Source organism: Micromonospora sp. NPDC005710, assembly GCF_040630995.1.
Lineage (GTDB): Bacteria > Actinomycetota > Actinomycetes > Mycobacteriales > Micromonosporaceae > Micromonospora.
In genome coordinates this window covers 109,738-120,873 of record NZ_JBEXYP010000010.1, presented here as the reverse complement: position 1 = coordinate 120,873, position 11,136 = coordinate 109,738, and the positions used below count along the sequence as shown (strand labels likewise).

At 70.9% G+C, this 11,136-nt stretch carries 10 protein-coding genes; 5 read left to right on the top strand and 5 right to left on the bottom strand.

Features of this window, described 5'->3' with window-relative positions; translation table 11 throughout:
• Positions 1 to 257 precede the first annotated feature (257 nt).
• On the top strand, positions 258 to 2,336 hold the full coding sequence (locus tag ABZ406_RS16095; protein ID WP_357761489.1) for a PQQ-dependent sugar dehydrogenase: 2,079 nt from the start codon (positions 258 to 260) through the stop codon (positions 2,334 to 2,336).
• A gap of 257 nt (positions 2,337 to 2,593) precedes the next feature.
• Here the strand turns inward: ABZ406_RS16095 and ABZ406_RS16090 are convergent, their stop codons facing one another.
• The 4 genes from ABZ406_RS16090 to ABZ406_RS16075 all read right to left on the bottom strand — a co-directional run bounded on the left by ABZ406_RS16090 (position 2,594) and on the right by ABZ406_RS16075 (position 6,838).
• Positions 2,594 to 5,386, bottom strand: a complete 2,793-nt coding sequence (locus ABZ406_RS16090; protein WP_357761486.1) for a BTAD domain-containing putative transcriptional regulator — start codon at positions 5,384 to 5,386, stop codon at positions 2,594 to 2,596.
• Positions 5,387 to 5,471: 85 nt separating this feature from the next.
• Positions 5,472 to 5,852: a YccF domain-containing protein gene (locus tag ABZ406_RS16085; protein WP_328653641.1), complete on the bottom strand. Its 381-nt coding sequence runs from the start codon at positions 5,850 to 5,852 to the stop codon at positions 5,472 to 5,474.
• Positions 5,853 to 5,897: 45 nt separating this feature from the next.
• Positions 5,898 to 6,512: an STAS domain-containing protein gene (locus tag ABZ406_RS16080; protein WP_357761482.1), complete on the bottom strand. Its 615-nt coding sequence runs from the start codon at positions 6,510 to 6,512 to the stop codon at positions 5,898 to 5,900.
• Positions 6,509 to 6,838 carry an STAS domain-containing protein gene (locus ABZ406_RS16075; RefSeq protein ID WP_357761479.1) on the bottom strand — a complete coding sequence of 110 codons (330 nt, stop codon included), beginning with the start codon at positions 6,836 to 6,838 and terminating at the stop codon, positions 6,509 to 6,511. The genes ABZ406_RS16080 and ABZ406_RS16075 overlap by 4 nt, the downstream gene beginning before the upstream one ends.
• A 150-nt stretch (positions 6,839 to 6,988) precedes the next feature.
• Between ABZ406_RS16075 and ABZ406_RS16070 the strand changes: the two genes are divergently transcribed.
• From ABZ406_RS16070 to ABZ406_RS16055, 4 genes are all read left to right on the top strand, one after another.
• The gene (locus tag ABZ406_RS16070) at positions 6,989 to 7,678 is read left to right on the top strand and encodes a response regulator transcription factor (RefSeq protein ID WP_357761476.1); all 690 of its coding nucleotides are present in this window, start codon (positions 6,989 to 6,991) and stop codon (positions 7,676 to 7,678) included.
• The gene (locus tag ABZ406_RS16065) at positions 7,675 to 9,030 is read left to right on the top strand and encodes a HAMP domain-containing sensor histidine kinase (RefSeq protein ID WP_357761473.1); all 1,356 of its coding nucleotides are present in this window, start codon (positions 7,675 to 7,677) and stop codon (positions 9,028 to 9,030) included. The genes ABZ406_RS16070 and ABZ406_RS16065 overlap by 4 nt, the downstream gene beginning before the upstream one ends.
• On the top strand, positions 9,027 to 9,590 hold the full coding sequence (locus ABZ406_RS16060; RefSeq protein ID WP_357761470.1) for a GerMN domain-containing protein: 564 nt from the start codon (positions 9,027 to 9,029) through the stop codon (positions 9,588 to 9,590). Before ABZ406_RS16065 ends, ABZ406_RS16060 begins: the two co-directional genes overlap by 4 nt.
• Positions 9,591 to 9,697: 107 nt before the next feature.
• Positions 9,698 to 10,285 carry a hypothetical protein gene (locus ABZ406_RS16055; RefSeq protein ID WP_357761468.1) on the top strand — a complete coding sequence of 196 codons (588 nt, stop codon included), beginning with the start codon at positions 9,698 to 9,700 and terminating at the stop codon, positions 10,283 to 10,285.
• Positions 10,286 to 10,333: 48 nt separating this feature from the next.
• On the opposite strand, the gene ABZ406_RS16050 is transcribed toward ABZ406_RS16055, so the two are convergent.
• Entirely contained in the window at positions 10,334 to 11,071 is a 738-nt protein-coding gene (locus tag ABZ406_RS16050) for a cellulose binding domain-containing protein (RefSeq protein ID WP_357761465.1), read from the bottom strand.
• Positions 11,072 to 11,136: the final 65 nt, after the last annotated feature.

Below are 11,136 nucleotides of genomic sequence, written 5' to 3'. Positions count from 1 at the left end.
CAAGCCTGTTCGAACGACCGCCGAGAACCATCTGGCGCGGGACGGCACTACGCCTACGACCTGAGGAGGAGAAGCGGGTGCACCGATAGTGGGCAGAGGTGACGCCTCGTACACCGATCTGCGGGTTTGCCCCTGATCGAGGGACATCGTTTGACATGGGCGCCACGCACATCTTTGATGGTCGATGTGCATGTTCGGCCTGGTCGGGCGCTTCGTCGTCCCGGTGGGTCGTTCGATGCCCTCAACCTGGAGGATGGATGCGAATCATCGCGCGGAGAAACACACGCCCACGACGGCGGCTGTTGCCGGTGGCAGTGGCGGCGGTGACGCTGCTGAGCCTGGCCGTCGGTGTGCCGGCGGCCGCCGCGGCACCGTCGACGGTCGTCGGTGTGGCAAGCGGTCGGTGCCTGGACGTGGTCGGCAACGTCAGGACCGCCGGTGCCGGTATCAACATCTACGACTGCAACGGCCAGGCCAACCAGGCGTGGACCTTCACCTCGAGTGGTGAGCTGCGGGTCTACGACGACACGATGTGTCTGGACGTGGTCGGCCAGGACACCACCGCCCCGGCCGCGCTACAGATCAACAACTGCAACGGTGCCGCCAACCAGCGCTGGCGGATCACCACCTCCGGGACCATCGTCGGGGTCCAGTCCAGCCTGTGCCTGGACGTGTCCGGCGCCGGCACCGCGAACAGCACCACCGTCGGTCTCTGGACCTGCAACGGGCAGTCCAACCAGCGGTGGACGACGTCGCTCGGCAGCGCCGACAGTCAGCCGCCGACGGCGCCGGGCAGCGCACGGGTGAGCAACCTGACCTGCAACTCGGTGACGTTCGCGTGGAACGCCTCGACGGACAACGTCGCGGTGGCCTTCTACGACATCTACCACGACGGCCAGCTGATGACGTCGGTGAGCGGCACGACGCTCTCCACCAGCCTCACCGTGGTGGCCGGGGCGACCTGGGGCCTGTACGTCAACGCCCGGGACGCCGCCGGCAACGTGTCCCAGGCGAGTGCCACCGTGTCGATCACTCCGCCGGCGTGCCAGGCCGACAGCCAGGCGCCGACCGCACCGCAACAGCTCACCGGCACCGCGTCGGGCACCACTGTGACGCTGCGCTGGACCGCGTCAACCGACAACATCGGGGTACGGGCGTACGACATCTACCGGGCCGGGGCGAAGGTGGGCACTGTCACCGGTGCGCCGCCCGCGACCACGTTCACCGACAGCGGCCTGGCGGCGAACACCTCCTACCAGTACTACGTGGTGGCTCGGGACGCACAGGACAACACCTCGTCACGCAGTGGCACCGCGACGGTGACCACCGGTGCGGCGTGCGCCAACCCGGTGTGCGGGGTGCGACAGGTCACCACCGACACCGACATCCCGTGGGGTCTGGTGACGCTGCCCGACGGCAGCGTCCTCTACAACCGCCGCGACGCGCACGACATCATCCAGCTCAACCCGACCACCGGAGCCAAGACCAACCTGGGCACGGTGCCGAACGTGCAGAGCACCGACGGTGAGGGTGGCCTGCTCGGGCTCGCCATCTCGGCCAGCTACGCCAGCGACCGCTGGCTGTACATCATGCACACCTCGCCGAGCGACAACCGCATCGTGCGGATCCGGCTGGAGAACGGGCAACTCAACACCGCCAGCGAACAGGTCCTCCTCAGCGGCATCCGGCGCAACAAGTACCACGACGGTGGTCGCCTGCGGTTCGGCCCGGACGGCAAGCTGTACGCGAGCACCGGCGACGCGCAGAACGGCAACTACGCCCAGGACCGGTCCAGCCTCGAAGGGAAGATCCTACGGCTCAACCCGGACGGCACCGTCCCCTCGGACAACCCGTTCGGCAACTACGTGTGGAGCTACGGCCACCGCAACCCGCAGGGGCTGGCGTTCGACTCGCAGGGCCGGTTGTGGGAGCAGGAGTTCGGCAACTCGGTCATGGACGAGACGAACCTGATCACCAAGGGCGGAAACTACGGCTGGCCGGCGTGCGAGGGCACGAGTGGCACCTGCGGAACGGCCGGGTTCATCGCACCGGCGCGTACCTATCCGACCGCCGACGGGTCCTGCTCCGGCATCGCGATCGTGCGCGACGCGCTCTACGTGGCCTGCGCCCGGGGCGCGCGGATGTACCGCGCGGTCATCAGCGGCAGCAGTCTGACGAACGTGCAGACGTACTTCAGCGGCACCTACGGCCGGTTGCGGACCGTGGAGCCGGCTCCCGACGGGGGGCTGTGGCTGACCACCACGACAGTCGGCGACAAGGACAGCACCCCGAACAACAGCAACGAGAAGATCCTGCACGTCACGCTCGGCAACTAGGTACAGCGTCTCCGCAGGGCCACCCCCGTGTTGGCCCTGCGGAGACGGTTCGTGCTCGCGCGGCCTCGGGTCACCAGTGCTACGACGGATCGGAGATCGCGGCAACGCTGCCGCCGCACCACGCGATGATCGATGGCAGGTTCCTGAGCATCGCCCACCCCTCTGGGTCCACCCGGCCCGTCGATCCACGCCGGCTCTACCGAGAGACTGACGGGGCGATCTGACCAAACCCTTACCAAGCCGACCGACCGGCTGGATCAGGCCGGATCGAGCGGTACCGGGTGGCCGGCCCGCGCGAGGGCGGCGGCGGGATACTCGGCGTCGCCGCTGCCGATGTCGGTCATCAACGCGAGGGACTCCCGCCAGCTGTCGACCGCTTCCTCGGTGGCCCCGAGGCCGTCGAGCCCCACGCCCAGCCAGTAGAGCCCGCGAGCGGTGCTGAGATGGTCGCCGAGCTGCCGCAGGGCCACCGCGGCCCGCGCGTGCCGAACCGTCGACTCGTACCGCGCGAGGTTCGCGTTCTGGTGCGCGAGATGCACCTCGAGCGGGGCAACCTGCTGCCGAATGTCGTGGTCGACGGCGATCCGCAGCGCCTCCTCGAGGAGGGTGAGGGATTCCTGCGCCCGACCCTGCTCGGTCAGGAGCCACCCGAGATTGCTCAGGCAGACACACAGGATGAAGACGTCGTCCAACTGCCGGGCACTGGTCAGGGCCAGACGCAGGTGCTCCTCGGACTCGGCCCAGTCGCCCTTCTGCCCGTAGGCGTTGCCGATGTTCATGTGGCTGACGACCTCGTCGCGGGGGGAACTCTGCTCCAGGTTCAACTGCGCGGCGATCTTCATCCACCTGATGGCCTCGTCGAAGTTCCGCCCCAGTGCGTAGGCGACACCGAGCCCGCTGGCCATCTGCCGCTCGGCGTCCGGCCGGTCGTCGAGGCGCGCGGCCACCACCCCCAGCTCGTGGGTCTCCCGCAGTGTCGTCAGGGCGTGGGCCCGGACCAGCAGGCGGTACTGGCAGTCGGCGAGCTGCCAGGTCTCTCGCGCCATTGCGAGGTTGTCGCAGATCCGGACCAACGCCACGAGGTTGCCGCCCTCCGCCTGGAACCAGGCGCTCGCGGTGCTCATCGAGTCGAATGTGGGTGCCTGCGCGAGGGGGTGCGTAATGCGCATGGGCAGGGGCGGACGTAGGCGCTGGAACACGCTCTGGGCGGCCACACCCTGCTGGACGTACGCGTCGGCGAGCCGCCCCACCGCCACGAGCCGATCGTGGTCGGAGTCCTCCCGCTCGGCCCGCTCGGCGCCGTAGAGCCGGAGCAGGTCGTGCATCTGGTAGCGACCCGTGCCATCGTCGTCGAGGAGGTGCCGGTCCACCAGTTCGTCGATGTGCTCCTGGACCTCGTTCTCGGTCTGAGCCGCGAGGACCGCCACCGCGGCGGCCGACAGTGCCGTGTTCGGGACGAGACCCAACAGCCGGAACACGCGCGCCGCGGCGGCCGGCAGGGCGCGATAGGACACCGCGAAGACCCCGCGTACCGCGCTGTCGCCCTCGATGGCCAGCCCGGACAGCCGCTCCCGGGCGTTCGCCAGCTCCAGCAGCAGATCCGCGACGGTCAGACGTTCGTCCACGACGATCCGTGCGGCGGCGACACGCAGGGCCAGTGGAAGGTTTCCGCAGAGCGCCGCCAGTTGCAGGATCTCGTCCCGGCCCACCGCCGCGCGATTCGCCCCGATCATCGTGGCGACGAGCTGGTACGCCTCCTCGTCGGACAGCAGGCCCAGCCGCAGGCTCTGCGCCCCGTCGTGGGCCACCAGCCCGTCGAGGCGGTTGCGGCTGGTGACGACAGTCAGGCAGTACCCCGACCCGGGAAGCAGCGGACGCACCTGCTCGGAGGAGATGGCGTTGTCGAGCAGGACCAGCACCCGCCGGTCCGCGAGCGTCGACCGGTACAGGGCGGCCGCCTCGTCGACGTCGAGGGGAATCCGCTCCGGTGGCACGCCCAGCGCCCGCAGGAGCTGGCCAAGTGCGTCGATCGGACGGGTCGGCGAACCGGTGCCGTGGCCGCGAAGATTGACGAACACCTGGCCGTCCGGGAATCGCGGGGCCACCCGGTGCGCCCAGTGCACTGCCAGTGCCGTCTTGCCGAGCCCGCCGATTCCGCCGATCGTGCAGATCGGGGCGAAACCGGAGGACGTCTCGTCGTCGTCGAGAGCGTTGTCAAGGGCCACGAGATCCACGTCGCGGCCGATGAATCCCGGAATGTCACGCGGAAGGTGGCGTGGCGCGGCCGGGTTGTCGGCACCGCCGGGCGTCGGGGATGCGAGATCCGGGTCGTCGGCGAGGATCTGCCGGTGCAGGCGCTGGAGATCCTGGCCGGGCTCGACACCGAACTCCTCGACAAGCGTCCGCCGCGCGACCCGGTAGACCTCCAGAGCTTCGGCACGCCGACCGGCCCGACTCAGCGCCAGCATGAACAGCTCGATGCCGTGCTCCCTGGTCGGGAACTCCCGCACCAGGTCGGCCAGCAGCCCGACCACCCGGACGTGCTCACCCGCCGCCAGTTCGGCCTCCACCCGCCGCTCGAACGCGGCCAACCGTTGCTCCTCGAGACCACTCCCGAGCCGCTGACGCAGTGCCTCGTCCGCCACGCCGGCCAGCAGCGGACCACGCCACAGATCGAGGGCCGCGGCCAGGGCCTGAGCGCGGACCGCGGGATCGGTGATGGTGCGCGTCCGGTCCACCTCGGCCGTGAACCGGTGCAGATCGACGGTCGCGGGGTCCACGTCGATCAGGTAACCCGCGCCGCGTGTGACGATGCGAACCCCGTACGGGGCGAGTCTGCGCCGCAACCGGGCCACGTACGTGTGCAGGGTGGACCGACGATCAGCGGCGTCGACGTCACTCCAGAGCAACTCGATCAGACGCTCCGTCAGCAGCACCCGGCCGGGCTCCAGCAACAGCAACCCCAACAGGCAGCGCTCCTGCCGTCGACCCAGTTCAACCGGGTTGCCCCGGTGGCTGGCCGCGACATCTCCGAGCACCTGGAACTCCACAGGGCGCAGCGTAGCCGCTGTCGATTTCCGCAAACGCGGCGCGAACCCGGGCCCGGTGGGGTGCTGTGGACCTACCGGGAGCGGGTCAGGGTGCCTCGACGACCTCGCGGCCGAGGGGCCAGAACGCGGCCGGAACGAGCTTGAAGTTGGCGATGCCGAAGGGAATCCCGATGATCGTGACGCAGAGGGCGATGCCCGCGAGGATGTGGGAGAGCGCGAGCCACCACCCGGCCAACACCACCCAGAGGATGTTCGCCAGCCCGGAGCCGACGCCCGCGCCCGGCTTGGGCACCACCGTGCGACCGAACGGCCACAGCGAGTAGACCGCGAGGCGCAGCGAGGCGACGCCGAACGGGATGGTGATGACCAGGGCGAAGCAGATGAGCGCGGCGATGCCGTAGCCGACCGCCAGCACGAGGCCACCGCCGAAGACCAGCCACAGCACATTCAGTACGAAACGAATCACTACTCCAGCATGAAACATGCTCGCCACCCGGTCGGCCCCGCCCCCTCAGCGGCGAACGGCCACCGCGTGGCCCTCGGGAAGGGTCGTCGCCCCACCGTCGGACAACTGGGTGAGGGCGTCCTCGCGACTGTCGAAGATCGGGAAAGCCCCGTCCAGACGCATGGTGTGCAGAACGGTGCGGACGAATCGTGACGGCCCGGCGAGGCAGAGCGTGACGCCGCGTTCGCGGGCGTCACGGTGGGCGCGGACCAGCAGGCTGAGGCCGGTCGAGTCGATGATGTGCACCCGGCTCAGGTCGACGACGACATGCCCTCCCACCTCGGCCACGTGCCGCAGGGCCGTGCGCAGGTTGTGACCGGTGTCCAGGTCGATGTCGCCGCCGGCCGCGATGACTGTCGTGCCGTCGAGGTGGTCGATGCCGAGGATGCCCCCGGGGCCGTGGTCGTCGCACGGCGAGTGACCGCCGGTCGAGGCGGGCAGCAGGCTGCAGTGCGGGCAGCGGTGCGGCCCCGTGGCGAAGGGGGAGCCGCTCCAGCCGTGCTCGGCCACCAGCGTCCACACGACCTCGGCGTCGGGAAGCACACACGCGGTGCCGCGGATGGTCTCGCCGCAGGTGTCGCAAATCAGGGTCATCAGATAATCGTCCGGGACGACGGTCATGCTGCTGGTCCTTCCTCACTCACTATCGGAAGCACCTGATCCAGGCGGGTGATGTGCAGGATGCGCCGGACCCGGGGGTTCGGGTTGCGGACGGTCAGGGCGGCGTCGGCGCGAGCCAGCCGCCGGTGCACGTCGAGAAGCAGACCGATGGCGGCGGCGTCGAGGTGCTGGCAGTCGGACAGGTCGAGCACCACCAGTGCGGGCCGCAGCGCCAGCAGCCGGTCGAACACCGCGCCGACCTCCGACAGACAGCCCAGATCGAGTTCGCTGACCCGAACCTCGACCAGCGGCAGCGTGTACCTCGCGGGCAGCACCGGCGTCGTCATCGCCGTACCCCTCTCCGTCGATCCCGTTCCCTCCCCACCGTGCTCGGCGGGGTTGGCGGTCACTGCAAGGCTCTGTGACAGTTGTGTGACAAAGCGGCCGTCCGGCCGGCGTAATTGGCCGCCCGGCGGTCGGCCGAGGATGATTCCGGCATGACGGCCGTACTGGTGATCGAGGACGACGACCGCATCCGGCTCGCGCTGCTGCTCGCACTCGAGGACGAGGGCTACGACGCCCTCGGCGCGGCCACGGCCGAGGAGGGCCTGCGCGCCCAACGCCACCATCCCGCCGACTACGTGCTCGTCGACCTGATGCTGCCCGGCCTCGACGGCTTCGAGTGCATCAGGCAGTTGCGCCGCGAGGACGACGTCCCGATCGTGGTGGTCAGCGCCCGCGACGGCACCGACGACATCGTCGCCGCTCTCGAGGCCGGCGCCGACGACTACGTGGTCAAACCCGTGGCGATCAGGGAGTTGACCGCCCGGCTGCGGGCGCTGCGTCGCCGTGCCCGGCCGGTGACCGCGGCCTCGGCACCGGCGCCCGTGCCGGCGGTCGCCTTCGGGGAGTTGGAGATCAGTCCGGAGGCCGGGGAGGTGCGCCGCGCCGGCCAACAGGTCACCGTCACCCGCACCGAGTTCCGGCTGCTCTGTGAGCTGGCCGAGCACGCCGGCCGGGTGCTGTCCCGTCAGCAGTTGCTGCAACGGGTCTGGGGGTACGACAGCGGCGACGAACGGCTCGTCGACGTGCACGTGGGCCGCCTCCGGCAGAAGATCGAGCCGGACCCGGCGAACCCCCGGCACCTGGTCACCCTGCGGGGCCTGGGCTACAAGCTGCAACGATGAGACGCCTCGGACTGCGCACCAGGGTGACCGCCGCGTTCGCGGTCGGCGCGCTCCTGCTGTCGGCGTCGATGGCCCTGATCTCCTACGAGTTGACCCGCCGGTCCCTGCTCGACGACCGGGAACGCATCGCCCTGCGGGCCGCCTACTTCGACGCCGCCGTGGTGCATGCCGGCCTCGACACCGACACCCCGGACGTGGTGGAGGTGCTGCGCTCGTTGGACACCGGCGGAACCCGTCGACCGGTGCTGCACCTCAACGGCGAGTGGTACGCCCGCGCCGCCGATCCCGGCACCACCGCCGCCATCCCCGCCGACCTGCTCCGGGTCGTCGCCGCCGGGGAGCCGGCCGTGCAGCGCGTCCGCGTCGACGGGCAACCGGCCCTGGTGGTCGGTGTGCCGCTGTCCGCGTCCGCGACGTACTTCGAGGTCAACTCGCTGCGCGAGTTGGAGCAGACCTTCCGGGTCCTGGCCCTTGCGCTGACCAGCGTCGCGGTGCTGGTCGCCGGGTCCGGCGCGACCCTCGCCTGGTACGCCACCCGGCACGGGCTGCGGCCGCTGACGGCCGTCGCCGACGCGGCCGAGAAGATCGCCGCCGGTGACTTCACCGCCCGGCTCGACCCGGCAACCGACCCCGACCTCACCCGCCTCTCCTCGTCGTTCAACGAGATGGTCGACCGCCTCGCCCGACGCATCGAGCGGGACCGCCGGTTCGCCGCCGACGTCAGCCACGAACTGCGTTCCCCGTTGCAGACCCTCGCCGCGGCGGCAAGCGTCCTGGCCCGACGTCGGGAACACCAGGACGAACGGACGGCCACCGCCGCCGGGCTCGTGGCCGACGAGATCGACCGTTTCCAGCGTCTCGTCAACGACCTGATCGACCTGGCCCGCAGTGACCAGCCCGCCCACCGCGCACCGGTGGACGTGGTGGAGTTGGCCCGGGAGACCTGCGACGCGTACGACCTGCCGGGCGCCCTCGTCCGCCTGGCGCCGGACGTGCCCCCGACGTGGCAGGTCGAGCGGCGGCGGATCGCCCAGATTCTGGCGAACCTGCTCGACAACGCGGTCACCTACGGCGGTGGCCCGGTGGCTGTTCGTCTGGGCCGGGACGGGGACAGCGGCTTCATCGAGGTCGACGACGACGGTCCGGGGGTCCCGGTCGAGGACCGCGAGGCGATCTTCGACCGGTTCGTCAGGGGGCGGGCCGCCCACACCCGAGGCGGCGGTGATGGCACCGGTCTCGGGCTGGCGTTGGTCGCCCAGCACGCCGCCGCGCACGGGGGGCGGGTGGCGGTTGGCGACCGCTCGGGCGGGGGCGCCTGTTTCCGGGTCACCCTGCCGGAGAGCCTGTCATGAGACCCGGTCGTCTCGTCGCGTTGGCGCTCGGCGTGCTGCTGACCGGGTGCGGCGTCCCCACCGACGACACCCCTCGAACCGTGCCGCCCCCACCAGGGCCGCTCCGCAGCGCCGCGCCCGCCGACACCACCGCACCGGCCGGCAGTGCCGCCGAGACGATCTGCCTGGTCCGCGACAACGGCATCGTCCCGGTGGTCCGGCGCGTCGACAGCCCACCCACGATCGCCGACCAGTTGCGGCATCTGCTCACCGGGCCCAGCGCGGCCGAACGGGACAGCGATCTGACCAGCGCGTTGCCCGGGGCGGTCAACGCCGCCCGCGCGACAGTGACCGGGACGCAGGCACTGGTCGCGGTGGACGAACCCGCCGACGTCGGGGGGCGCAGCGACGAGGTCCTCGCCTTCGGGCAGATCGTCTGCACCCTGACCAGCCGCGACGACGTCACCACTGTGGCCTTCCTGCGCGACGGCAAGGCTCTCGGTGTGCCCCGCGCCGACGGTTCCCTGTCCAGCAGACCACTCACCCGCGGCGACTACGCCCCCCTCATCAGCGAGCGTTGAGCGCGGGGTCTCGGGGTTGCTCGGTGAAAGACCTGAGACAGAACCCGGGGCCACCCAAGGGAAGGTCCCGGAGGTCGCCGGGCGTCGCCGGCCACATGCTGGCTGGCATGAAACGCGCTGCGCTCTCTGTGATCGCCGGACCGGTCGGCATCGTGGCCTACGGCCTGGTTCGGCTGTGGGCACGATCCGACGGGGTGTACGGCCCCGGGCTCGACTGGCAGGCCGCGCACCTGGTCGCCCTCGCCGGCATGGTGTGCTTCGTCCCCGGTGTGCTCGCGCTGGCCCGCCTGCTACCCGGCGGTCCGTGGCGTACCGGGGTCGTGGCCGCCACCCTTGTCGGCCTCGCCGCGACGGTCGTGCAGTTCGGCGCGGACATCGTGGAGGGGCTTCTGGCCGAGGACCGGGCGGAGATGTCGACGCTGGGCGCGGAGTTCAAGGACCTCCCGGGCGTGGAAGTGGCCTTCTACGACGTCGTACCGCAGCTGTTCTTTGTCGGCCTGTTCGTCCTCACGGGCATGCTCGCCGCCCGACGGCGGTTGCCGCGGTGGAGTGTGCCGCTGCTCCTCGTCGGCATCGTCCTGCCGGCGGTCACCCTCGACCTGCTCCCCATCGGCGGCCTGCTCATGGGGTTGGCGTTGGCGCCGGCGCTGCCACTGGTACGGGAGCGGACCGAGGTACCCGTTCCCATCCACTGAGGACGCCGGCCGACGCGGACACGCCTGGTCGTGGGACCTTCCGAATGGTCAGCTCGACAGGCCGGAGCAGGCGGCCCCGTCGATGGTGCACGCCTTCGGGGCGGAGCCGGTCAACGATCCGTTCACCCGGAACGTGACAGGGACGGACGCGCTGGCGGGCACCTGACCGGTGTCGCCGTCCGGCACGAACGTCCACACCGCACCGTCCCGGCTGGCCCGCGCTCCCTCGACGCCGCTGATCCCCAGCGACTCCCGGGGCAGGGTGACGACGAGCGTCCACCCGCGTGCCGGGACCGAGCCGGGATTGTTGATCGTCACGGTCGCGCCGTAGCTGAGCAGGGCATTGTCAGTGATGGCGAAGTCGGCGCCCAGGGCCGCCGGTGTCGGTTCGGCTGTCACACCTGTCGGTGTCGGCGGGGACGAGGACGCGACGGCCGGCGGAACCGCGGTGGGCGAGGCGGGTGGGTCAGCGGGCACCGCCGGGCTGGTGACCGCCGGCCGTGCCTGCGCGCGGGGGGTGCCGGACGGTGACGCGCCGACCTGCTCCACCGACGGCGGCGGGTCGAGGGTCACCGGCGTCAACTTCTCCGGCGTACGCAGCACCCCGACGACGGACACGGCCGTCGCCACAAGCACCCCGAGCGCCGCGATGACCGCCACCCAGGTGGACCGCGAGATGTCCTCCCGACCGGTGAGCACCCGCCGTCCGGCCGCGACGAGGGCCACGACCCGGTCCAGCAGGATGATCGCCACGGTACGGCGTGGCTGGGGTGGTGTTGCCGGCACTGCCTGTCTCTCCTTCAGTTCGTTGCCAGGTGCGCGCCCACGATCCGTCCGGGTCGCGGGTGACA

Coding starts and splice junctions, on each gene's coding strand:
- ABZ406_RS16095 (WP_357761489.1), top strand. CDS start 258: ATGCGAATCATCGCGCGGAGAAACACACGCCCACGACGGCGGCTGTTG.
- ABZ406_RS16080 (WP_357761482.1), bottom strand. CDS start 6,512: ATGACCGTCGTCCCGGACGATTATCTGATGACCCTGATTTGCGACACC.
- ABZ406_RS16075 (WP_357761479.1), bottom strand. CDS start 6,838: ATGACGACGCCGGTGCTGCCCGCGAGGTACACGCTGCCGCTGGTCGAG.
- ABZ406_RS16070 (WP_357761476.1), top strand. CDS start 6,989: ATGACGGCCGTACTGGTGATCGAGGACGACGACCGCATCCGGCTCGCG.
- ABZ406_RS16065 (WP_357761473.1), top strand. CDS start 7,675: ATGAGACGCCTCGGACTGCGCACCAGGGTGACCGCCGCGTTCGCGGTC.
- ABZ406_RS16060 (WP_357761470.1), top strand. CDS start 9,027: ATGAGACCCGGTCGTCTCGTCGCGTTGGCGCTCGGCGTGCTGCTGACC.
- ABZ406_RS16055 (WP_357761468.1), top strand. CDS start 9,698: ATGAAACGCGCTGCGCTCTCTGTGATCGCCGGACCGGTCGGCATCGTG.